At 31.9% G+C, this 24188-nt stretch carries 19 protein-coding genes and 1 other RNA gene; 11 read left to right on the forward strand and 9 right to left on the reverse strand.

The window, feature by feature from the left end; genetic code table 11:
• Positions 1 to 323 precede the first annotated feature (323 nt).
• Positions 324 to 1895 carry an FGGY-family carbohydrate kinase gene (locus Q0T35_RS09275; protein ID WP_293916969.1) on the forward strand — a complete coding sequence of 524 codons (1572 nt, stop codon included), beginning with the start codon at positions 324 to 326 and terminating at the stop codon, positions 1893 to 1895.
• Between the two features lie 35 nt (positions 1896 to 1930).
• On the forward strand, positions 1931 to 2977 hold the full coding sequence (locus tag Q0T35_RS09280; RefSeq protein WP_295842741.1) for a hypothetical protein: 1047 nt from the start codon (positions 1931 to 1933) through the stop codon (positions 2975 to 2977).
• 289 nt (positions 2978 to 3266) lie between these two features.
• Here Q0T35_RS09280 and ssrA read toward each other — a convergent pair.
• Positions 3267 to 3668: a transfer-messenger RNA gene (ssrA, locus tag Q0T35_RS09285) on the reverse strand.
• Between the two features lie 433 nt (positions 3669 to 4101).
• Here ssrA and dnaN point away from each other — a divergent pair.
• From dnaN to trpS, 9 genes are all read left to right on the forward strand, one after another.
• The gene (dnaN, locus tag Q0T35_RS09290; RefSeq protein WP_293916973.1) at positions 4102 to 5217 is read left to right on the forward strand and encodes a DNA polymerase III subunit beta; all 1116 of its coding nucleotides are present in this window, start codon (positions 4102 to 4104) and stop codon (positions 5215 to 5217) included.
• A gap of 87 nt (positions 5218 to 5304) precedes the next feature.
• The gene (gene pheT / locus Q0T35_RS09295; RefSeq protein ID WP_295812929.1) at positions 5305 to 7725 is read left to right on the forward strand and encodes a phenylalanine--tRNA ligase subunit beta; all 2421 of its coding nucleotides are present in this window, start codon (positions 5305 to 5307) and stop codon (positions 7723 to 7725) included.
• A 12-nt stretch (positions 7726 to 7737) separates the two neighbouring features.
• A complete protein-coding gene (locus Q0T35_RS09300; RefSeq protein ID WP_295842743.1) occupies positions 7738 to 8514 on the forward strand; it encodes a Rossmann-like and DUF2520 domain-containing protein in 777 nt (258 codons plus the stop codon).
• Positions 8504 to 9031 (forward strand): HAD family hydrolase, encoded by a 528-nt coding sequence (locus Q0T35_RS09305; RefSeq protein WP_295842776.1) that lies wholly within the window; start codon positions 8504 to 8506, stop codon positions 9029 to 9031. Before Q0T35_RS09300 ends, Q0T35_RS09305 begins: the two co-directional genes overlap by 11 nt.
• 439 nt (positions 9032 to 9470) lie before the next feature.
• Positions 9471 to 10970 (forward strand): cardiolipin synthase, encoded by a 1500-nt coding sequence (gene cls / locus Q0T35_RS09310; protein WP_295812924.1) that lies wholly within the window; start codon positions 9471 to 9473, stop codon positions 10968 to 10970.
• Between the two features lie 217 nt (positions 10971 to 11187).
• Positions 11188 to 14583, forward strand: a complete 3396-nt coding sequence (ileS, locus tag Q0T35_RS09315) for an isoleucine--tRNA ligase (RefSeq protein WP_295842746.1) — start codon at positions 11188 to 11190, stop codon at positions 14581 to 14583.
• A gap of 2 nt (positions 14584 to 14585) precedes the next feature.
• Positions 14586 to 14963, forward strand: coding sequence for a TraR/DksA C4-type zinc finger protein (locus tag Q0T35_RS09320; RefSeq protein WP_293916980.1), 378 nt, complete (start codon positions 14586 to 14588; stop codon positions 14961 to 14963).
• A gap of 5 nt (positions 14964 to 14968) precedes the next feature.
• Complete coding sequence (locus Q0T35_RS09325; RefSeq protein WP_293916982.1) at positions 14969 to 15610, forward strand: lipoprotein signal peptidase; 642 nt, start codon at positions 14969 to 14971, stop codon at positions 15608 to 15610.
• A gap of 128 nt (positions 15611 to 15738) precedes the next feature.
• Positions 15739 to 16704 carry a tryptophan--tRNA ligase gene (gene trpS, locus Q0T35_RS09330; RefSeq protein WP_293916983.1) on the forward strand — a complete coding sequence of 322 codons (966 nt, stop codon included), beginning with the start codon at positions 15739 to 15741 and terminating at the stop codon, positions 16702 to 16704.
• Positions 16705 to 16885: 181 nt separating this feature from the next.
• Here trpS and Q0T35_RS09335 read toward each other — a convergent pair whose 3' ends face one another.
• The 8 genes from Q0T35_RS09335 to Q0T35_RS09370 all read right to left on the reverse strand — a co-directional run bounded on the left by Q0T35_RS09335 (position 16886) and on the right by Q0T35_RS09370 (position 24125).
• The gene (locus tag Q0T35_RS09335) at positions 16886 to 17554 is read right to left on the reverse strand and encodes a head GIN domain-containing protein (protein WP_293916985.1); all 669 of its coding nucleotides are present in this window, start codon (positions 17552 to 17554) and stop codon (positions 16886 to 16888) included.
• A gap of 102 nt (positions 17555 to 17656) precedes the next feature.
• The gene (locus Q0T35_RS09340) at positions 17657 to 18016 is read right to left on the reverse strand and encodes an arsenate reductase family protein (RefSeq protein ID WP_295842748.1); all 360 of its coding nucleotides are present in this window, start codon (positions 18014 to 18016) and stop codon (positions 17657 to 17659) included.
• A 725-nt stretch (positions 18017 to 18741) separates the two neighbouring features.
• Positions 18742 to 19458 carry a hypothetical protein gene (locus tag Q0T35_RS09345; protein WP_295842750.1) on the reverse strand — a complete coding sequence of 239 codons (717 nt, stop codon included), beginning with the start codon at positions 19456 to 19458 and terminating at the stop codon, positions 18742 to 18744.
• A gap of 5 nt (positions 19459 to 19463) precedes the next feature.
• Positions 19464 to 20093, reverse strand: a complete 630-nt coding sequence (locus Q0T35_RS09350) for a hypothetical protein (RefSeq protein WP_295842752.1) — start codon at positions 20091 to 20093, stop codon at positions 19464 to 19466.
• On the reverse strand, positions 20068 to 21468 hold the full coding sequence (locus Q0T35_RS09355; protein ID WP_295842754.1) for a hypothetical protein: 1401 nt from the start codon (positions 21466 to 21468) through the stop codon (positions 20068 to 20070). The genes Q0T35_RS09350 and Q0T35_RS09355 overlap by 26 nt, the downstream gene beginning before the upstream one ends.
• Positions 21469 to 22143: 675 nt before the next feature.
• A complete protein-coding gene (locus Q0T35_RS09360; RefSeq protein ID WP_295842755.1) occupies positions 22144 to 23313 on the reverse strand; it encodes an AAA family ATPase in 1170 nt (389 codons plus the stop codon).
• 96 nt (positions 23314 to 23409) lie between these two features.
• Positions 23410 to 23565, reverse strand: a complete 156-nt coding sequence (locus Q0T35_RS09365; RefSeq protein WP_295842778.1) for a winged helix-turn-helix domain-containing protein — start codon at positions 23563 to 23565, stop codon at positions 23410 to 23412.
• Between the two features lie 71 nt (positions 23566 to 23636).
• Positions 23637 to 24125, reverse strand: a complete 489-nt coding sequence (locus Q0T35_RS09370; RefSeq protein WP_295842757.1) for a Fic family protein — start codon at positions 24123 to 24125, stop codon at positions 23637 to 23639.
• Between the last annotated feature and the right edge of the window lie 63 nt (positions 24126 to 24188).

The raw sequence follows: 24188 nt of genomic DNA on the forward strand, positions 1-24188 counted from the left end.
TAATACTTATGCTTCTAATAACAAAACACATATCATAATTTTAAAGGATAAACTCTATTTCTATTAAAAAAATAAAACCTTATTTATATATTTTAATTATAAAAAATCAATAAAATTATCTATTTAAAAAAAACAAAAAAGAGTTTGTATATTATCCCATTCACAAAAATCAATTTTTAAATTCATTTTTCTTTCGATTAAATTATAATATTACAAATATTAGTAAAAAAAGTTTCGTTTAATACTTGCATAGTTTCGATTTAGTAAATATATTTGTTTAATTGACTTTCAATTAAACTAAAACCACAAAAAAATTATAAACTATGGACACAAAAAAAGCACATGACGGTCCTTTAGTAATTGCTATCGATTCTTCAACTACGTCTACCAAAGCAATTATTGTTGATGAAAACGGACATGTTTGGCATACTGCTAAAAGAAATATACAACTTCATACACCTGCTATGGATTTTTATGAACACAACCCGATCCGTTGGTGGGAAACTACTAAAGAGTGCATTGGAGAAGTATTGTCAAAACTTTCTTCTAAAGACAGAGAAAGAATTTCAGCTATTGGGATTACCCATCAACGAGAAAGTTTTGCTCCCTTCGATAAAAACGGCATTCCCTTACGCAATGGGATTCTCTGGCTGGATGGTCGTGCAACAAAGCAAATCAGAGCCTATGGTTCTCAGCATATACACGATCTTTCTGGAAAACCTCCTGGTGTTACTCCCGGAATATATAAAATTGCCTGGTTGAAAGAAAACGAGAACGAAATACTAAAAAAAGCACATAAAATCGTTGAAGTACATGGATATATCGCATGGAATCTTACCGGAAAATGGATTTCTTCAGTAGCTGCCACGGATTCTCTAGGATTATTAGACATCCGTAAATTTGACTATAGCGATGAACTATTAAATATAGCTGGGGTAAAAAGAGAACAAATGGCTAATTTAGTACCTCCCGGAGAGATTATGGAAGTATTGAAATCGGAACTCGTTGCAGAATGGAAATTATCCAAACCTATACCTGTCATCGCGGGATTAGGAGACGGACAGGCGGCAGGAATTGGTGCAGCTGCTGTTTCCCCAGACATAGCTTTTTTGAATCTAGGGACTGCCGTTAATGCGGGAGTAGAAAGTACAAATTACAAATGCGACCCAATCTTTAGAACTCATGTTTCAGGAATTAAAGGAAATTTCGTTTTCGAAATTTTACAATCCTCCGGATCTTATCTGGCCGGATGGTTTCGCCAATCCTTAGGAGACCCTAAATTATTAGGAGAGCCTGATCCTAGATTAGATGAAGAAGCTTCTAATATTCCTCCTGGATGCGAAGGACTTGTTACTTTACCTTATTGGAATGCTGTACAAAGCCCTTATTGGGACTCTGTAGCAAGAGGAGCAGTAGTAGGTTGGAGAGGAACCCATTCTAAAGCACATATGTATCGATCCATTTTAGAGTCTATCGGATTTGAAATGAAATTTAATCTGGAATCTATCCAAAAAGGCACGGGAGTAAAATTAAAATCTATTCGGGCTATGGGTGGAGGAACTCGTTCGAAATTATGGCGACAAATTATGGCAGATTCTATAGGACTCCCTATAACAATTTGCTCAGAAGATGAGATTTCTGCTTTAGGCGCAGCAGTCATTGCTATGGCGGGAATAGAGGCTCACGGGGCTAAAAATGTAGCCAATGCAGCGAAATATATGGCCCAGTTTGGAGAAACCATAGAACCCGATCTAACCCAATCTGAAAGATACAAAGAAGTTGCTGAAATACAACACAAATTATATCCGCAATTAAAAAATGTATTTGAACAACTTTACATTCTTTCTGAAAAGTATCCATCCACTAGGCCGGAATCACCTAAATCAGAATTATAAATAACTAAAATTTACAAAATATAAAAACTAAAAAAATGTCAATAATCACAATATTAGGAGCTGGAGCCATGGGATCAGGCTTATGCACCCCACTATGTAAATCAGGCTGGGAAGTACGGCTATGGGGGACATGGTTGGATGATCATTTAATTGATGCATGCGAAGCAGGAAAACCTCATCCGCGAACTAAAGTACCGCTTGCGAAAGGAGTTAAACTATATCGTTCAGATGAACTAAATAAAGCACTGGAAGGAGCTGATGTCGTTGTAATGTCTGTTGCTTCTGTAGGTGTACCCAAAATTACCGAGATGGCTTTGGAGGGGATCTCAAAAGGAAAAGCACTTTGGTTAACATCAAAAGGATTTTGTCCCAATCAAGAGGGTAAAATCCAACTTCTTCCAGAAGCCATTCGAACTATCGCACGTCAAAAAGGAGTATCAATACCTCCTATTGTTGCAATTGCCGGTCCAGTAAAAGCCAACGAATGCGCAGAGGGCAAACCGACTGCCACTATTTTTGGATGCAAGGATATAGAGGTTTCTCAGATGTATGCTAGAGAAGCAAGAACGGATGTATACTGCATAGAAGCCACCGATGATGAAACCGGAGTTGAGATCTGTGCTCCTATGAAAAACGTATATGCTATTGCTCTAGGAATTGCAGATGGATTAGAAGAAGGAACGGGATTTCCTCACCACAATTTGAAAGCAGCTACTTTTAACCGTGCAATCAAAGAAATGTCTTTATTGGGACAGGCTTTAGGAGCACGAATGGAAACTGCCTTCGGTCTACCGGGAGTAGGTGACTTGGAAGTTACAGGATTATCCGGCAGAAACAAAGTATATGGTGTAAGAATAGGAAGGGGAGAAAAAGCTAAAGAAGCATTAGCAGAAATGGACCGTTTAGAGCAAACAGTTGAAGGTGTACCGGCAGCAGGACTCGCTGCAAAATTAGTGGAGCAATCAGCACCGCACTTGAAAGAAGAATTGACCTTATTAAAAGCAGTAAATGAAATTTTAGCCGGAACAGACAGACCTGTAGTTCAAGTTATCTCCGAAGCGGTTCTTCCCAAAAGACCCTAAAGAAATAGCTGGTTAATTTCATCATATTTGTACTATTTAATTTTAAAAGTTCCTGAATGATCAGGAACTTTTTATATATCATACAATAATTATACCCGCCTCTTATTAATTTTATGTTTTTCTCTTTTTCAGTTAAAAATACCATACGGTTAAATTATTATGTAGAACTTAATTGATAGAAATATCAAAAACATGCAACTACATGGCACAATCTAATAAATTTAAAACGATAAAATCTTTGTTATACTCGCACATAAAAAGAAAGACCCGCTATTTGAGCGGGTTAAAAAAGTGGAGATGGAGGGATTCGAACCCTCGTCCAAACAAGCAATACGCAAGCTTTCTACATGCTTAGTGAATTGTTAATTTTCGTCCGCTTGCTGAGAATTCACACTCTACAAAAGGCTTATCATCAAAATTTTCGAACAGAATCCGATGCTTACTCTGTTCTATCTCCACATTCCCGTGCCTCTTTACCAAACGCCGCAGAGAAGGGCTTTTGAGAGACATTTAGCTTCCTTACCTTGTAAGGAAATCGCTTAGACCTACTATGATTCAGTCTTAATTAAGCAGCTAAAGCGTATTCTTCGTTGCCAGTTATAATTTTGTAATGGAAGATTTACGAGATTACACTACGTGACTCGACATGCTTACTTACCCATTGATCTTGCTGTCAAAACCGGTCATCCCCAATGGATATTTTAGATTTTTTTAGTCTGCAAATATAACATTTTTTAATTGTAAGAACGCATTATCTTAAAAATTGTTTATATAAAAAGTATTTCACATATATTATTACTATTCACAATTTTTATTAAAAAAATAAATTATATTTAGATTTCTTCATATCAAAAAAATTACTTATTATAATCATTTTAATTAAAAACCTCAAAAACAAAATTATCAACTGTTTAATTGAAAAATATTTTGAAAATAGAAATTATCTTTTTATCATAATAATAAGATTTTTTTTTAGACAAAAGAATGAAATACATCATAAAGAATTTTTTATTTATACATTTATCAAAATAGATACTCAAATTTTTTCAATAAAAAATAAAAAAAAAGAGTTTGATTTAGAACTAAAAAAACTAATTTTGTAAATATTAAGAAAAAATTCATATATGAAATTCATAGTTTCAAGCGGAGAATTATTAAAGGCATTACAATTAATAAGTGGAGTTACCGGAGGAAATTCATCTTTACCTGTATTAGAAAATTTTTTATTCGACCTAGATTCTGATAAACTAACCATTTATGGATCTGATGGTGAAACTACTATGAAAACCAGCATCCAGGTTCAAAGCACAGATAAAGGCAAAATTGCAGTTCCTTCAAAGCTACTTACCGATACAGTAAAAACGTTTTCCGAACAACCACTTTCCTTTTCCCAGGAAGGAAATCAATTGGAAATTGTGGATGAAAAAGATAACTACTTCATAGCACTGGATGATGTAGATCAATACCCTGTATTGCCTGAATTAGACACAGATAAATCCATAACTATGAAAGCATCTGTGTTAGGAGAAGCTGTAGCTAATACTATTTTTTCAACCGGAAATGATGCCATGCGTCCTGTAATGACCGGCGTACTTTTTCAATTTACCGATTCCGAATGTCGATTTGTTGCAACAGACGCACATCGTTTGGTAAAATATACTAGAAAAGATGTTTCCGCCAATGAAGAAGTTGAATTCATCATGCCGAAGAAACCGCTGACCTTATTAAAAAATGCTTTGATTGCCTATGATGATGATGTGATTATTGAATTTAATGAGACCAATGCACGATTTACCCATAATGAAACCCAGTGGGTATGTAGATTGATAGATGGTAAATACCCCAATTATGATGCGGTAATACCAAAAGAAAATCCTAATGTATTGACTATAAATAGACAATTATTCTTAAGCTCTTTAAAAAGAGCCTCCTTGTTCTCTAATAAATCAACTTCGCAGGTACGCTTAGCATTAAACGGAAATTTACTTAAATTAAGTGCTGAGGATATTGACTTTTCAAATAAAGCTGATATGAGCCTTCCTTGTGATTATAATGGTGAAGAATTAAAAATAGGATTTAATTCTAAATTCTTAAATGAAATGTTAAATAACATTTCATCCGAAGACATTACTCTTGAAATGTCAACTCCCAATCGTGCTGGAATTATAAAACCGGCTAACGGACTCGATGAAAATGAAGATATACTGATGTTGGTAATGCCTGTGATGCTTAATAGCTAAAATAAATTTAAAATATAAACCACTTTTTTCTTCTTATGTAAATTATTTATTTACATAAGATTTTTTTGATATAAATAGATAGAATCAATGAAAATTTCTTATAACTGGTTACAAAATTATATAAAGACTGAAATACCTGTTGAAAAATTAGCATCTGTACTTACCGATACAGGTTTGGAAGTGGAAGATGTAGAAGTAATTGAATCAGTAAAAGGTAGCCTTAAGGGTGTTGTGGTAGGAGAAGTTATTGAATGTGAAAAACATCCGAATGCTGACAAGCTAAAATTAACCAAAATAAATATAGGTAAAGAAATCGTACAAATTGTATGTGGTGCACCTAATGTTGAAAAAGGACAAAAAGTTCCTGTAGCAACTTTGGGTACTCTATTATATACTGAAGACGGTAGCGAATTTAAGATTAAAAAAAGTAAAATACGAGGAGAAGAATCTTTTGGAATGATCTGTGCTGAAGATGAATTAGGCTTAGGTAAAAGTCATGAAGGAATTCTTGTATTAAATAATGACTTAGAAGTAGGTACTCCGCTTAGCGAAGTATACAAGATCTCTAAAGACTACTGTCTGGAAATAGGATTAACTCCTAATCGTACAGATGCGATGTCTCATTATGGAGTTGCACGCGATTTATACGCAGCTTTAAAGAGCCGAAAAATAAAGGCTGAATTACAAACGATCTCCGTTGAAAATTTCAAATTGGATGAAACCAAAGGAAATCCGATTACCGTAGAGATAGAAAATCCACAACTTTGCCCTAGATATTCCGGTATATATTTAAAAAATATTGAAATTAAACCTTCTCCTGACTGGCTTCAAAATCAATTAAAAGTTATCGGTTTATCCCCGATAAATAATGCTGTAGATATTACTAATTATATTTTACATTCCTATGGACTACCGCTTCATGCTTTTGATGCAGATAAAATAAATGGTCAAAAAATAAAAGTAGGAACTGTACCTGATGGAACTAAATTTATCACATTAGACAAGGTGGAAAGAATTCTGTCAGGTTCGGAATTAGTTATTAAAGACGCACAAGATACTCCTTTATGCCTAGCAGGTGTATACGGAGGACTTAATTCAGGAGTTAATCAAGAAACGAAAAATATTTTCTTAGAAGCTGCCTATTTCGATCCTGTCTCAATTAGGAAAACTTCTAAAAAAGAAGGATTGAACACAGATTCATCTTTTCGTTTTGAGAGAGGCGTAGATCCAAATTATACGATTCTTGCGTTGAAAAAGGCATGTGAACTTTTTAAAGAACTTGCCAATGCAACAATCGTCGGAGAGATCATAGATGAATATCCTACTCCTATTAAGGATGTAAATACTGTTGTAAGATATCGCAAGATTGATTGTATTTTAGGAAAGAAAATTCATCGAGAGCAGATAAAAGAAATCTTAAAATCCTTAGAATTTACTATTATTAGCGACACCAATGAGGTGCTAGACCTTCTAGTTCCAGCGTACCGTGTTGATGTTACAAGAGAAATAGATGTTATTGAAGAAATTGCAAGAATTTACGGATATAATCAAATAGATATTCCAGAAAAATTTTCATTCGCGTATGAAAAGAAAAATGCATTCGATGAAGAATTTCTTGAAAATACTATCGCAACTCAACTTAAATATAATGGCTTTAATGAGATTATAAATAATTCATTAACTACTCGTAGAAGTACTGATACCAATTTTGTTGAACTGATTAATCCACTAAGCGCAGATTTATGTGTGATGAGGCAATCTTTGGTTTATGGAGCTTTACAAAGTATTTCATTTAATAATAACCGTAATCAAAAAGAAATCAAATTTTATGAATTTGGAAAAAGCTATTATAAAACTTCTGATGAGACTTACATAGAAATTAAAAAACTTTCGATAGCCTTATATGGGAATTATCAAGAAAGCAATTGGATTATCCCAAATACTTCCTCTTCCTTCTTTCATCTCAAAGGGGTAATATCTCAGCTAATAAAAGGATTTAATCTACAGCTTGACGAAAAACCGTTATTATCTTCTCCAATATTTAAAGAGGGCATTGAATTATTCGTTAATTCGATTTCTTTAGGAAAATTGGGAAGTGTGAATCCTAATCTTTTAAAAGAATTTGGATTAAAAGGAAATGTATTTTACGCGGAAATCGAATGGGAAAAGCTTGTGGATTTCGCTTCTAAAAAGAAACCATATAAACTAACCGAAATACCTAAATTTCCTGGATCTACAAGAGATTTAGCATTGCTATTGGATAAAGAAACCAACTATTTTGACATTTATGAAGCTGCTTTTAATACAGAAAAAAAATTACTTAAATCCGTAAATCTATTTGATGTTTATGAAGGTAAGAATTTACCGAAAGGTAAAAAATCCTATGCCTTGAATTTTTTCCTTCAGGATGAAAATAAAACTCTTACAGATCAGGATATTGATAAAGTAATAAAGAAATTGTTGGATTGTTTTTCAACACAATTTCATGCTGAATTAAGAAATAATTAATGTCAAAAACCTATGCATATAGATGTTGTAATTTTAGGTGCCGGAAATGTTGCCTATCATTTAACCAGAGCCTTGCTTGAAAATACGGTAAACGTAGTCCAGATATTTAACAGAACACTGGATAAAGCACAAAATTTTGCCAATGAGTATAATATAGATTATACAGATAAAATTTCTGAAATCGTTAAAGCGGATATCTATATTATTTGTACTGCCGACAAGGCCATATCGGAAATTTCCTACTATGTACCCTTTGAAGATTGTTTAGTTGTACACACCTCAGGCTCAACACCTCTATCTGCCCTTAAAGGAAAATATAGAAAAGGGGTTTTTTATCCGCTGCAAACATTTTCAAGAAAAAGAGCGTTAGAATATGATAAAATTCCTTTTTTTATTGAAGCAGAAAATAAAAATGACGAAAACACTCTTCTCAACTTGGCTAACAGAATTTCAGACGAGGCGTATATTGTAGATTCAAATAAACGATTACAAATACATATGACGGGAATATGGGCAAACAATTTCACTAATCATTTGTTTTACATCGCTAATGAAATTTGTCGAAAACAAGATATATCTTTTGCTATTTTAAAACCCTTGATTAAAGAAACTGTTGAAAAAATCAATGATGATATTTCCCCTTACGATGCACAAACAGGACCAGCAAAAAGAAATGATTCTCTTGTGATTCAAAAGCATTTGTCAATTTTAGAATCCGATTCTAATTTATATCAACTTTATTCATTACTAACTAATTCCATTCTAAATACTTATAATGATAAATTATAAAGAAAAGCTCAACCATATTAATTCATTTGTATTTGATGTAGACGGAGTCATGACCGACGGATCAATCCTTCTTATCAATAACGAAATGATACGAAATATGAATACTAAAGATGGTTTTGCCTTACAATTTGCCATAAAAAAAGGATATAAAATTGCTGTTATTACAGGCGGTAGAGATGCCTCTGTAGTGAGCCGCTTAAATTATTTAGGAATAACGGATGTATATCTTGATTCAAAATACAAATGGAATGATCTAGAGGATTTCCTTTATAAATATGGATTGAAACCTCATGAAATCTTATACATGGGCGATGACCTACCTGATTATGAAGTTATGTCAAAGGTAGGAATTGGTGCAGCCCCTAAAGACTCATGCCCTGAAATTCTTTCCATTGCCGATTATATTTCTCCCTATAAGGGAGGAAAGGGATGTGTAAGAGATGTCATTGAACAGGTATTACGAGTTAGAGGCGATTGGGATTACCTTGAAAGCGGAGACGAAACAGCTTCCATATAGAGTTCATCCCTACTTATCTTTTTTTTATTATAGCAAGATATAGAAGTAAATGTATCTTTGTAAGAATTTCATAATTCACATTTACGTACCAATTAAATTACTGTTAAATTTATTTACATATTTTTCATCTCTCAATTAACATTAAATATAAAACTTATAGTAATATTATTAGTAAAAATAAGAAGATTATTACTCATTTAAATAATTCATCTTAACTATTAAAATTTATCAGATCAATAAAAAAATCATTTTTTTTAATTCATAAAATTTATACTAAATATTGATAAGGTTTTTATTTTAAATAACAATTAACCAAACATACACACAACAAAAGATAAAATACAACCTAAAAATATAAAAATTGTATCCATAAACAACAAAATAATAATTTATTTACATTTATTAAATTTATATTGAATATTTAGTTACAAGCAATAATATGGATAAATTTATAGAATGGTTTAAATCTTTGAACTTTGAATTTCTATCAATAATAGGTGCTATTATTTATTTCATTGTTATTATTTATACGATCTTTAAAATCATAAAAAATACTGTAAACCCTTCAAAAGCTATCGGTTATTTGCTTATAGTCGTTATACTTCCTATCATAGGCGTTATTTTATATTTTTCCATAGGCATGAATTATAGATTGGAAAAACTCTATAAAAGGAAATATACACACGATCGAAATTTCTATCAAATAATCAGAAATGAAATAAATGAACATACAGAAAAAAGAATCTTAAGATATAATAAACTTCTAGAAGGTAAAATACACCCGATTCGAATGTTATTAAATGATAGTTCTTCTGCCCTTTATATTGCTGATAGGACTGAACTCCTTATAAACGGTGAAAATAAATTTAGGAAAGTTCTTGAAGAATTAAAAAAAGCAAAAAAACACATTCATATTGAATACTATATTTTTGCCGATGATAATATCGGGAATGAAATCAAAGAAATTCTTCTGGAAAAAGCGAAAGAAGGAGTTACTGTGCGATTCATTTACGATGATTTCGGGAGTCATTCTCTTAATAAAAGAATGATTAAGGAACTACGTGAAGGAGGAGTACAAGTCGCTGCTTTTTATAAAATTAAGCTCTATGCATTTGCAAACCGTATGAATTATCGTAATCACCGTAAAATAATAATTATTGATTCAAAAGTGGGATTTATCGGCGGAATTAATGTAGACGACCGATATATAAATTCCTCTAACAGTAAATTATATTGGCGCGATACTCATTTTATGGTTGAAGGTGAAGCTGTAAATGGATTGCAATATAATTTTATAACTGATTGGAATTTTTGCTCGGGAAATGATGTTGATCCTTTTGATAAAGATTATTTTCATAAATCATCTCCGGTGTTCGCAATAGATAAAAATCCAGAACTTATGCAGATTGCTGCTAGCGGCCCCGATAGTGATAGAGCAACGATCATGCTGGTCTATAACGGCATTATAATGTCAAGCCGGAAAAGACTTTATTTAACAACTCCGTATCTCATCCCTAATGAAACGATCGTTAATGCATTAAAATATGCAGCCTTAAGCGGAGTAGATGTACGGATACTAGTTCCCTATAAATCTGACAGCATCATTGTCAACGCTGCTTCTTGCGCTTATTATAAAGAGCTCCTAGCTTCCGGTGTGAGAATCTACAGATATACTAAAGGATTCGTCCATGCGAAAACGATCATTTCAGACACTAACCTATCCGTTATAGGATCAGCTAATTTAGATATGCGAAGTTTTGATTTAAATTTTGAAATTAGTGCCTTAGTTTATAGTGAGACCATCAATCAAGAACTTTATGACGCTTTTATGGAAGACATTGGGAATAGTACGGAAGTAACCTATAGGGAATGGATTAAAAGAAATAAACTTGTTGATATGGGTAATTCAATTGCTAAGCTTATTTCTCCTTTGTTATAAAAATTTTATTTTATATACCCTATTTATGAGCTAAATTTTAATGAGTAGACATAAATTTTTAACAAAATTAGCATTATTATTTTACTTATTTGATCAGTTATAAAGAGTTGATTGTAATAAAATAAATAAGATTTCCCTTACAATTTAAGTCCATTTAGGATAGACTTTTTTTTCGTATATTCGCAAATCAATTTTTTAAGATTTGTTTTAAAATAAAATGAGCAATAAATTTAAAGAATATAAAGAATTAAATCTAAATAAATTTGCAGATGAAATTTTAGATTTCTGGGAAAAAAACAATATTTTTCAAGAAAGCATAAAATCTCGTGAAGGCAATCCAAAATATGTATTTTTTGAAGGACCTCCCTCCGCCAACGGAATGCCTGGAATACACCATGTAATGGGACGTACTATTAAAGATATTTTTTGTCGATTTCAGACATTAAAAGGGAAACAAGTCAATAGAAAGGCCGGATGGGATACTCATGGATTACCGGTAGAACTAGGAGTGGAAAAAGAGTTGGGTATCACAAAAGAAGATATTGGCAAAAAAATTACTGTAGAAGAATACAACAAGGCTTGTAAAGAAGCCGTAATGCGTTATACAGGCGCTTGGAACGAATTAACCAAAAAAATAGGATATTGGGTGGATTTGAATCATCCTTATATCACCTACGACCCCAAATACATGGAAAGCATTTGGTGGCTTTTAAAACAAATTTACAATAAAGGGTTATTATATAAGGGTTATACAATACAGCCCTATTCTCCAAAAGCCGGAACTGGTCTTTCTAGCCATGAGCTAAGCTTACCCGGTGCCTATAAGGATATTACCGATACCACTATTGTTGCTCAATTCAAGGCCATTAAAGAAAGCACCAATTTATTTAATGAAATTGACGGAGATGTTTATTTCCTAGCTTGGACAACTACTCCATGGACATTACCTTCCAATACCGCCTTAACAGTGGGAAGCACCATTGATTACGTATTAGTGAAAACATTTAATCAATATACTTTTGAGCCGATTCATGTAATCTTAGCTAAAGAATTGGTGGGAAGTCAGTTTTCAGGAAAGTTTGCACCTGCAGAATCAGATTCAGATTTTAATGAATTTAAACCTGAAAATAAAAAAATACCATATCGAATACTTTCTGAATATAAGGGAAAAGATTTAGTCGGAATTAAATATGAACAATTACTTGCTTGGGCCTTACCTTATGAAGACGCAGATAAGGCGTTTGTGGTAATTGACGGAGATCATGTTACTACCGAAGATGGAACAGGGATCGTTCATACAGCTGCGACTTTTGGTGTAGATGATGCTAAAGTCTCTAAGGAACATGGAGTTCCTGCCATGTTAGTCCTTGACGAAAATCAAAATCCTGTTCCTTTAGTGGATTTACAGGGAAAATTTATCAAGAGTTTACCTCAACCTTTTGCAGGCAAATATGTACGTATTGAGTACTATAATGAGAATGAAGCTCCTGAAAGATCTACTGATGTAGAATTAGCCATACTTTTAAAAACGGAAAATAAAGCCTTTAAAGTAGAAAAATATAACCACAACTATCCTCATTGTTGGAGAACTGATAAGCCAATCTTATATTATCCACTTGATTCTTGGTTTATAAAAATTACTCAGGTTCGTGAAAGGATGACGGAACTTAACCAGAGCATAAACTGGAAACCTAAATCCACAGGAGAAGGACGATTTGGAAACTGGTTGGAGAATGCAAATGATTGGAACCTTTCTAGATCAAGATATTGGGGTACTCCTTTACCAATCTGGAGAACAGAAGATGCTAAAGAAGAAATTATCATCGGCTCACTTAAAGAATTGATAGAAGAAATGGACAAATCTGTAAAAGCCGGATTTATGTCTAAAAATATTTTTGAAGATTTTGTGGTGGGTGATTATTCTGAAGAAAATTATAATAAAATAGATCTTCATAAAAACATTGTAGACCAAATTATCTTGGTTTCCGAAAGCGGAAAGCCTATGAAGCGTGAAAGTGATTTGATTGATGTATGGTTTGATTCAGGAGCCATGCCTTATGCACAATGGCATTATCCTTTTGAAAATAAAGAATATATTGATACCTCAAAATACTATCCTGCTGACTTTATATGCGAAGGGGTCGATCAAACTCGCGGATGGTTCTATACCTTGCATGCCATAGGAACTATGATTTTTGACAGTATCACATTTAAAAATATAGTTTCCAACGGACTAGTTTTGGATAAAAAAGGAAATAAGATGTCCAAAAGTAAAGGAAATGCCGTTGAACCTTTTGAAACTTTGGCTATGTATGGACCGGATGCAACTCGATGGTATATGATTTCGAATGCTCAACCTTGGGACAATTTGAAATTTGATTTAGAGGGCATAGATGAAGTACGTCGTAAAATATTCGGTACTTTGTATAACACTTATTCTTTCTTTGCCCTATATGCAAATGTAGATGGGTTCTGTTATAAAGAAAAAGATATTCCGTTTGAAAATAGAAACGAATTAGATCAATGGATACTTTCTGAACTAAATATCTTAATTGAAGAGGTAGATTCATTTTATTCCGATTATGAACCAACTAAAGCATTACGAGCTATCAATGCCTTTGTTATAGATAATTTAAGTAACTGGTATGTGCGTTTATCAAGAAGACGTTTTTGGAAAGGGGAATATTCCAATGATAAAATATCTGCCTATCAGACTCTTTATAAATGTCTGGACACTATTGCTAAATTAATGTCGCCGGCCGCTCCTTTCTATTCCGATAGATTATATCAAGATCTGAATGCCGTAACCGGCAAAGAACCTTTTGTCTCTGTACACTTAGCTAATTTCCCTGTTAAACAGGAAAATGAGATTGATTATCTGCTATTGGAGAGAACTCATTTAGCTCAAAAGGTAACCACGATGGTATTTTCTTTACGTAAAAAAGAAAATATAAAAGTTCGTCAACCTTTACAAAAAATTATGATTCCTGTCTTAAGTACATCAGACAGAGAAAATCTTGAATCTATCATCCCTATAATAAAACAAGAAGTCAATGTCAAAGAGGTACAGTTGTTAAATCCTGAAGAGGCCTCCGATATTATAATAAAAGCAGTAAAGCCTAACTTTAAAGCGTTAGGCCCTAAATTAGGAAAAGATCTGAAAGTGGTCAGCCAAGAGCTTCAAAATTTATCTTCTTCTCAAATTGAAAAATTTGAAAAAAACGGATCCATTCAAATTTTAGGCTATGAGCTAAATTTAGAAGAGGTTGAAATACGTACGCAGGACATTACGGGATGGTTAGTTGCTAACGATGGTAAACTTACTGTTGCTCTGGATATAACGATCACTCCTGAATTGAGATCGGAAGGAATTGCCCGTGAATTGGTAAATAAAATTCAAAATCTGAGAAAAGATCATGGGCTGGAAGTTACTGACAAAATATCTTTAGTGATACTGGCAAATGATGAAATTGAAAGATCTGTTAACGATAACATGGAATATATATGCTCTGAAACATTAACACATAAATTAACTTTTACAAGTGACACTACCGAAGGAACGGAATTAGACATTAATGAGATTAAAATTAAAATCGCACTAAAAAAATTATAATTATGGCTGAAGACAGACTTAGGTACTCTGACGAAGAACTTGAAGAGTTCAAGATACTTATTCTTGATAAAATAGAAAAAGCGGAAAATGATTTAACCATGTTAAAAGAAGCTTTTGTTAACGATTTGAACAATGGTACGGATGATACCTCCCCTACTTTTAAAGCTTTTGAGGAAGGTTCGGAAACCATGAGTAAAGAAAGTAATTCACATTTGGCTGCACGTCAAGAGAAATTTATCCGTGATTTACGAAATGCTTTGGTAAGGATAGAAAACAAGACGTATGGGATTTGCAGAATTTCAGGTAAATTGATCGGTAAAGAAAGATTGAAAGCTGTTCCTCACGCCACTTTAAGTATTGAGGCTAAAAACAATCAATAAGTAAAATGAAGAAAGTCTTATGGATAACTTTTTTTATCCTTTTAATTGATCAGGCATCAAAAATTTATATAAAAACACATTTTCATCTTCATGAGGAAGTTAAGGTTTTCGATTGGTTTTACTTTACTTATGTAGAAAACCCAGGTATGGCATATGGTGTACAATTGGGGGGATTCATCGGTAAGATAGGACTTAGTTTATTGCGTTTGGCATTAATCGGTTTAATGGCTTATTACATTAATAAATGGTCTAAAAAAGTAAACTCATGGTATTTTTCTATTCCCGCGGGTTTGATTTTTGCAGGCGCAATCGGAAATCTAATTGACAGTACCTTTTATGGAGTGATATTCGACAGCGGTACTACTTATAATCATCTGGTTAAAGATTGGTACGGATATTCGGGCATATCAAAGCTCAATTTTAAAGGATATGCTCCGCTTTTCGGAGGCTGTGTTGTCGATATGTTTCGCTTTCCCCTTATAGATACTTATTTACCTCAATGGGTTCCCATCTGGGGAGGAGAAAGAATACAATTTTTTAATTACATTTTTAATGTGGCTGACTCTTCAATTACCATAGGAGCTATATTTTTGATACTTATTTATTTTTTCAAACCGGGTATTTTTCCTAAAGAGTGGATGAAATAAATTAAAAATGAAATAGTAATTAGGCTGGGAATGTACATAAGCAAATCATCGTAGCTAGAATAAATGCACATTCTATTTTTCTCTTTCTATTTTAAATGTAAATTTGCATTCATTTATTAAATACGCACATGAGAGTTTTAACAGGGATACAAAGTACAGGCACTCCTCATTTAGGAAATATATTGGGAGCTATAGCACCGGCAATAAAGCTAAGTAATGATCCTAATAATGAATCCTTTTTCTTTATTGCCAATCTGCATTCGATGACACAAATTAAGGATTCTGAAATCCTTAAAAAAAACACTTATGAAATAGCTGCTACCTGGCTTGCTTGTGGATTAGATATCTCTAAAACTTATTTTTACAGACAATCAGACATCCCTGAGGTTACCGAACTCATGTGGTATATGTTATGTTATTTTCCTTATAGTCGTTTGGCTTTAGCACATGGCTTCAAAGATAAAGCTGATCGTTTGGAAGATGTAAATTCGGGATTATTTACGTATCCTATGCTTATGGCTGCTGATATTCTTCTTTACGATGCTCATGTTGTTCCAGTAGGAAAGGACCAATTACAACACCTTGAAATGACCAGAGATGTTGCTCAGAAATTTAATAAGGTACATGGAGATGTTTTGGTTCTGCCGGAAGCAAAAATTCAGGAAAATACTATGTATGTACCCGGAACCGATGGTAATAAAATGAGTAAATCCAGAGGTAATACCTTACAAATTTTTGCTCCTGAAAAAGAGCTGAAAAAGCAAATTATGTCCATTGTAACCGATTCTACTCCATTAGAAGACCCTAAAAATCCGGATACCTGTAATGCTTTTTCCATTTATAAATTGGTGGCTACCCCTGAAGAAATTGAACTTATGAGGCAAAATTATTTAGCCGGAGGATATGGTTACGGACACGCAAAAAAAGAACTGCTAAATGTTATTTTACGTGAATTTAAAGATGCCAGAGAAAAATATAATTACTATATGAATCATTTGGATGTATTGGAAAATATTCTGAAAGAAGGTGCAGATAAAACAAGGGTAATTGCATCTGAAACTTTACAAAGAATTAGAAAATCACTAAAATTTTGATTCTTCATTAAAAAAAATTGCAGCAAAAAAAATTCTTTTGCTACAATTTAAACTAAACTAATTAAACTAATATTTAAATTCTTGTGTAAAAGGATACAATTTTAGTTTAATTTTTTTTTTCTCACAATTAACAACTATAAGTTTTTTTTATAGAGCTATTTGATTTTATAATATACGTTCATTAATAGACACTTAGATACCCTCCTTCTATTGCCTTTTTTATTATCACCGCACCTCCGTATACATTAATATTTCCTCCATCTATTATTTTAGCTGCGACCGAACCGTTTGCATTTATGGTAGCCGTTCCCCCTGAGAAGACTTTTACATTAACCTTATTAGAACCAACTCTTTTTGCATCATAAGTTCCATCAGAATTTATATGTATTCTCTGATTGCTAGCCGAACCTGAAACTTTTATTTCTCCTCCTTTATCTAATTTGGCATGTATTTTGTTAACTCCAACAAGTAGTGTAACCTTGGCACCTTCGGTTGCCCCGATATTTAATAAATTCGATTCTAGCTTATCACTACCAATAATGGATGCCCCTTCATAAGCGTGTATATTCTTTAACTTTTTATAATATACTTTTACATTTACATCACCATCATTCAATGGTTGTACTTGATCCATTTCAATGATTAATTCTCCGCCTTTATTAAATATTCTTACTCTTTCTTTTTTTATCCCGTCCACCTCAACTTTTTCTTCTGTAGAGGATATTAATGTTACCGGTATTTTGTCGAAAACGCGTAAAACGGTAAAATTATTACATTTCTTAATTATTGCCTGAGCAGAAACAATTTTAAATAAAATTATAACAAATAAAACTAATAGATTTTTTTTCATGTTCTTTTTGATATAGAAATCAATAATTAAGCCATAAATACAGCATAATATTTCTATAAACATCAAACATATATCCATAAAGGATTACAGAGCATAAAAATTTCAGCTAATTAAATTTTGTTTCCATTCTTCTTCTTTAAATCCTACTAAAATAAAATTATCAGTAATAAGCAAGGGACGTTTTATTAACATACCGTTACTAGCCAAAAGTGAAATTATTTCCTTTAATTCTAAGGTTTTTAATTTATCCTTAAAATGTAATTCTTTGTAAAGCCTTCCAGAAGTATTAAAAAATTTATTTAACGGCAATCCTGTTTTTTGAATCCATTGTTCTAACTCCTCCACGGTTGGATTTTCTGTAGTTATATTTCTTTCACTAAATTTCACGTGGTTTTCTTTTAACCATTTTTGTGCTTTTTTACAGGTACTACAGGCTGGATAATGTATAAATTGTATTTCCATATATTCAATTTTATATTTATAATTTTAAATATAGCTTTTTAGGTTCACCTATCTCTTTTAGTAATATTCGTTTATTAAATAATGAATGTTTGGGTTTTCCCGACCCATCTTTCAATTTCAAACTTTTAAATGATTTACATGTTAAAAACAGCTCTTTTTCCTACAAATTAAATATTTGTATATAAAAGAAGTTACAACAATTTAGATGATTTAAAAAAAACACATTATTTATAACAATCATAAAATTATGATTATTATTAAAGATCGTAAAATTATTTTTTGCTGCTTTTTTAATGAACGGTATATTTATCCTTTTTTAAATAAGTTTTATTTATTTTTGATATCTTAAATTTCAAATCAATAAATAAAAATCTTATGCTAATAAGTATAAGGTTGCAAACAATCAGAAAGTAAAATATTCGTATAACACTTATTTAGAAAGATATCTACTTATCGACTATTTCTCTTGAATTTTTTTAATGCTCCGGTCTATTTTCCGATGCAAAAAGTAAAGCAACCTTTCATCCTAAGTGTTCTTTGTTCCAAATACATTAAACTTCCATAAAAAGTAAATATTTCTTTACCCCAAAAAAGATTTTAATGTCTAAAATTAAAGTGAGCTAACTAAACGAAATTATAGTGTTTAGAAAATTTAACTTTAGTTTTTTTATTGCCTATTATTCAAACTTAAAATCAACTTAAAGTGAAATAATCAGGACCTAATCTTATATAATATCTCTTTCTTCTTTTATACCATTTATTATTTCTTTAATTACTTCTAATTTACCTTTATCGTTATAACCAATCTTAATTTTAAATAAATAATACTTTTCTTTCTCAAGAAACATATGTCCTTTTGATAATAACTCATACTTTACAGGAATAACTACTTCATAATTTTGAAATTCCTTACTAATCTTAATAGGATGATTACTATAATAATTAACATAAAATTTCATCCATTTATCCAAAGGATCGTAAATTTTTATAACATCTATACTATTATTACAGACATCATAATCATATGCCAAATATTTAGGAGCATATAAACTATCCGATCTCTCAAGTGAAGAAATGTAGCTCATATCATATTCAACACCTAAAAATTTTTTTGAATCCTCAAACACCCAATATTTTTCAGATAATTCTTCTCTTAATTTTTTTACAGAAATACTATCTTTAACTACTTGAACATTATAAAAATAATCACCTAGTGGGCTACCTATTGAATAATCCATTTTTAATGAAGTAGTATTAATTCCCACTATATGGCATTTCTTATTGCTCTTAAATTCTTCAGAAAGTATTATAGATTTATACACCTCTGTTTTTAAATAATCAATTGGGTTAATTCTTCCTTTCTCCTTTCTTTCTATTATCTGCCCTTTTAAGAAACAGACAAAAACAAGACTAAGCAAAGTCAAAAGTTTTATCTTTTCCATTGTATTTAATTTACCACTTTTACAGATTCAATCTTTCCTTCTTTTGAGAAAGTTACTCTATAAAGCATATATTTTTTATTTATTTCTTCATTATTTTTTATGCGAGTATATAAAATAGGAATAATTTCATAAGGCTCTCCTTCAGTAACATTAGATAAGTAAAAATAAAGATTAATCCAATTGGTTAATGGCTTATATATTTGAACATAGGTATAATCAGTAATTTTCCAATCATAATATTCGAAAAATGATTGCTGAAGCATTTCTCTTCGCCTATCGTATTCAATATATTTTCCTTCTTCTAATTCTCCATATATTTTATAATAATAAGGAAGCTCTTTTGTTAATTTTTTAATCGAAATAGTATCACTCTGTTCTTTAATTTTATCATAAAAAAATACAACATCCATAGCAAAAATTTTATTCAAATCAATATCAAGGTCAAGAGTCTCAATATTTATCAGATAAAATTCATTCTTTCTTTTTATCTCTTTTGATAAAAGTATAGATTTATAAACTTCTATTTTAGTTGAATCTATTAATTTTCTGTTTAAACATTTGTTATAACAATTTTGTCCTTTTAAAACAGAAATATTCAGTAGTAACAAACTAAATAAAATCAAATATATTTTCATTGTACTTGCATTTTATTGTAATATTATAATTTACATTGGATATTTTTAACACATTTTCTAAACTTATTACAGTTTCACCTTCTACATCAGGACATTTTGATGCCGGTTCAGGTGCTCCTGGCCATCTATAAGAATCTTCATTTTCTTCACTACATCTTTCATGAAAGCCAAATACTGTTATCATTACTTTTTCTTCTATATTTTTATCCTTATTATATGTACTTGCAATTTTGGATTCTTTCCTTTCAGCAATCCCTATCTCCTTTCGTATAACATTTCCCAACAATTCTTCTATTTCTGTAGCTCCAACTTTATGTATAGGAGGATGATCAAAATAACCTAAAATAACATGTCCAATAAATTCATGTTCCAACCCTCTGGCTAATCCCATATAACGATTAGAAAATTGAGGTTTTTCTATGCTATAAATATCATAAGAACTATCACGCTGCCTTAGTTGATATTTAACCCCTAAAGGTTGTAAATCATCATCATAATCACCTAAATCAACAAAGGCTATTGAATGCTTTCCCTTCATTTTTGGACAATCCCCTAGGAAAACCGGAAAAACTTCATTAGCATTATTAGGAATAGGTTCTTTCCATTCAGAATAATTACTGGTAATCTTATACCCAAAATTATATCCAAAAAGCAATTTCCCTTTAGAAGTCTGTGCCGGGTCTAACTCTCTTTTCCAATGTTCTATGGCTGTAGGCGATACTTTCTCATAGGCCGGTTCGCAATCTCCTTCGTAATATAACATCTCATTTTCCTTATCATACCCTATTTTTATGCCGTATTCTTCATTAAAGGCTTTATGTAACTTCTGGGGTATCTCATATACTTGTTGTCCTTGTTCATCATAAAATCTCGTATGAATTCCACCTACTTTTAATTTTAAATTTGCCTCTGATTTTCCTTCTTCTTCTATATTTTCAATATAAGCATAAACCGTAATTTTATCTGATAATTCCGTCTCTGAAATATCCAAAGTTACTTCTTGTTTTCCCATCACCTGAGCTACAGGCATAGGTTTTTCTTCATTATGCTGTATTGACCATTTAGTCTTTCTCAACTCTATCGGTGTTTTCACTTCCCTATTAAACCGGGTAATCTTAAATTTATAGGATTTCCCTTTCTCTACTACTGAAACCTTTTCTCCTTCTTCATTAAATGGACCTTCTAACTTAATTACCCGTAGAGATTCAGGCGGCTTATAATTATTTAGGTATTTTACTCCTCCATCCTTACCTACCATAGTAACCTTTTTTGCATTAAAAGTAAGATCTCCTCCATTGGCTGTAAGGGTTATAGAGCCTTTTGCCCTTTTTATGTTTTCTCCTCCTATGGTACGAACTATTTTTCCTCCTTCCATTTCTTAAATATATATTTTATTTATACTTATGTTTATTTAATCAACAGTAGAATCTTTCCTTTACTAAAATATATACATTATCCCATTTGAGCAAAATTATTTTTCTCAATTTTCAATAAATGCTCCTATTATTCCTCCTAAGATACAATAATGCTTTTTAACCTGTTTTTTAAATATATCAGTACAATCAAACAACCTCAGGTTATTTTTGTGGAAACTTTCGCCACTTTCAAAAGGAAATTTAAATTATCTTGTGTATTCTTTTGTATTTTTTCCTGTTTTTATAATGGTAAATATTTTGTTTTTACGCAATTAACTTCGTATATCTATTATTCTAATTCTTTTGTTGTAGTATTATTTACAGGTTTCTTTTTATCAGACATAGATATCTCTGTTTCAAATTTATTATTGGAATCCGTACTAAAATATATGCCCTGGGATAAAAAGTTAATAAATAATCAATAAAAATTTTGGATGAATAAGTATAGAATTACTAGCAACCAGAAAGTAAAATATTCCTATAACCCTTATTTAGAAACGTATCTACTATCGGCTATTTCTCTTGGATTTTTTTTAATGCTCCGGTCTATTTTCCGATACAGAAAGTTATTTTTGTTGTATAATATCCTTTTACTTTCCTTTGTTTTCAATATTTGTAATTTGTTTAAAACGAATTCAATACGTTAACCCCAATTGCCACAATGGGATAATATTTAAAAATCCGTTTTCTATATCATCTTTTACAATATATCCGTTTTCAATCTCTTTAATCTGTTTTTGTCCTTTGTTCTTGCCTCCGACTTGAAAAGTTTTGTCAGCAATCATAAAATCAGAAACAGGTGATGTAAACACATCATGTTTCACTCGCATTTGATTTAAAAAGAATGTCTCCCGAATATTTCCGATGTTAGACGTGTCTTCCGCAAGGCTGTATATCAGATTGGTATTGTCCAAATATATTTTAGCCACCTTACCCAATCCTCGAATACCGCCCGTATTATCTCTCAGTTGAGCTATCATGCCCGCTTCTTCTATATACAGGCAATAATCCGAAATGTTGTTTCTACTAGCTGATAACAGTTCTGCTATTTTGCTCATATTGGGTTTGAATGGTGTACTTTTGGAGATGATAGCAAGTAATTGTTTAAGCTTTCTCCCTGTTGCTACATTCATATTCGCATACATCGGAATATCATTTTCCAACGTTTGGTTAATTATCTGCCCTAAGCGTATATCAAAATGCTCTTCCAAAACAAACGGATAATATCCTCTTTTCAAATAATCAGCAAAAAGAGGTAAAGGGCGGTCCATTTCTGCAATCTCAACTTTGTGTTGCAATATTTCTTCTAAAGAATATGTATTTGCATATATATTGTGAAACAGTTTCAGATATTCACGAAAAGATAAGCCTTGCATATTATAAATAATGGCTCTACGGCTTAGGTCGGAAGTTCCTTTCTTTATATCCAAAACAGAAGAGCCTGTAAATACAACCTTCAAATCTTTATGATAGTCATAAATCAGTTTTAGTTCCTTAGCCCAATCCTTATATTTATGAATTTCATCTATAAACAAGTATTTACCTCCGTATTTAACAAAAGTATCTACCAATTCTGTAATCCTATTGTCTACAAAATAAAAGTCCTCTGCTGTCACATAAAGCGTTTCAGTCGGGTTTAGATTCTGTTTGATATATTGTAATACTAAGGTCGTTTTACCTACACCACGAGGTCCTATAAGACCAATCATTCGGCTTTGCCAATTGATCTCATCGTACATATAGCGTAAGAAACCTGTATCAGTCTCTTTTATTAGTTTGTTGGAATATTCAAATAACTTTTCCATGAATCATCTATTTTCTACAAATATAAGATTATTGCACTCAAATAGAACAAATATTTACATTATTTGCACACTTATAGTGCGTTTGCTGAGCTAATCTTATGAAATAATCGCCCAATAACCATTCCTAGCTGTACCATGATGAATAATAACACCTTCTGCTGCCATTTTTTGAAGGTGATATTTAACACCATCGGGGGGTATGCCCAAAATAGAAGCTAGTTCGTTACGCGTAATCTTAGGATTGTTACGTATTTATTCTAAGATTTTGTCTCGTGTTGAGCGTGGAGAACTGCTTTCAAGTGCCAATGTTTCATCAATCACACCTAAAATAAACTCAATGAATGGCGTACATCCAATTTCTCCTCCGCTAATTGCAATTGTGCATTATAATACTCCTTTTGATATTTATAAACAATATTTTCAATAGGTAAATTCTTGAACACAGGTCGCCAATAGGAAAGAATGAGAGTTTGCCACAATCTACCTGTCCGCCCGTTACCATCCGAAAAAGGATGTATAAATTCAAATTCATAATGAGAAATATACAGCTCTTTATCAAAAGGATGCTCTTCTGTGTTATTCAGCCATTCGAAAAGTTCTTTCATTAATTGAGGTACAAGATGTACAGGTGGTGCATAATGAATAATCTCTTCACCGGAAGCAACACCAACGCCTCCTGATCTAAAATGTCCTGTATCATTAATCAAGCCTATCTCCATTGTAAGATGTGCTTTAAGGAGATCATCTATATTGTTAGGATTCAATTTATCAAGCAGTTCATAGGCTTTGATGGCATTGCGTATCTCTTGCACTTCATTGATCGGCGCGATAACAGGTTTGCCATCTAAAATTGCTGTTATTTAATCTGTCGTCAA

This window comes from uncultured Apibacter sp., assembly GCF_946479295.1.
In the GTDB taxonomy this organism is placed as follows: domain Bacteria; phylum Bacteroidota; class Bacteroidia; order Flavobacteriales; family Weeksellaceae; genus Apibacter.

Excerpts from the sequence above, each read along its gene's own strand:
- Q0T35_RS09275 (WP_293916969.1), top strand. The coding sequence starts at position 324 with ATGGACACAAAAAAAGCACATGACGGTCCTTTAGTAATTGCTATCGAT.
- Q0T35_RS09280 (WP_295842741.1), top strand. The coding sequence starts at position 1,931 with ATGTCAATAATCACAATATTAGGAGCTGGAGCCATGGGATCAGGCTTA.
- dnaN (WP_293916973.1), top strand. The coding sequence starts at position 4,102 with ATGAAATTCATAGTTTCAAGCGGAGAATTATTAAAGGCATTACAATTA.
- pheT (WP_295812929.1), top strand. The coding sequence starts at position 5,305 with ATGAAAATTTCTTATAACTGGTTACAAAATTATATAAAGACTGAAATA.
- Q0T35_RS09300 (WP_295842743.1), top strand. The coding sequence starts at position 7,738 with ATGCATATAGATGTTGTAATTTTAGGTGCCGGAAATGTTGCCTATCAT.
- cls (WP_295812924.1), top strand. The coding sequence starts at position 9,471 with ATGGATAAATTTATAGAATGGTTTAAATCTTTGAACTTTGAATTTCTA.
- ileS (WP_295842746.1), top strand. The coding sequence starts at position 11,188 with ATGAGCAATAAATTTAAAGAATATAAAGAATTAAATCTAAATAAATTT.
- Q0T35_RS09320 (WP_293916980.1), top strand. The coding sequence starts at position 14,586 with ATGGCTGAAGACAGACTTAGGTACTCTGACGAAGAACTTGAAGAGTTC.
- Q0T35_RS09325 (WP_293916982.1), top strand. The coding sequence starts at position 14,969 with ATGAAGAAAGTCTTATGGATAACTTTTTTTATCCTTTTAATTGATCAG.
- trpS (WP_293916983.1), top strand. The coding sequence starts at position 15,739 with ATGAGAGTTTTAACAGGGATACAAAGTACAGGCACTCCTCATTTAGGA.
- Q0T35_RS09335 (WP_293916985.1), bottom strand. The coding sequence starts at position 17,554 with ATGAAAAAAAATCTATTAGTTTTATTTGTTATAATTTTATTTAAAATT.
- Q0T35_RS09340 (WP_295842748.1), bottom strand. The coding sequence starts at position 18,016 with ATGGAAATACAATTTATACATTATCCAGCCTGTAGTACCTGTAAAAAA.
- Q0T35_RS09345 (WP_295842750.1), bottom strand. The coding sequence starts at position 19,458 with ATGGAAAAGATAAAACTTTTGACTTTGCTTAGTCTTGTTTTTGTCTGT.
- Q0T35_RS09350 (WP_295842752.1), bottom strand. The coding sequence starts at position 20,093 with ATGAAAATATATTTGATTTTATTTAGTTTGTTACTACTGAATATTTCT.
- Q0T35_RS09355 (WP_295842754.1), bottom strand. The coding sequence starts at position 21,468 with ATGGAAGGAGGAAAAATAGTTCGTACCATAGGAGGAGAAAACATAAAA.
- Q0T35_RS09360 (WP_295842755.1), bottom strand. The coding sequence starts at position 23,313 with ATGGAAAAGTTATTTGAATATTCCAACAAACTAATAAAAGAGACTGAT.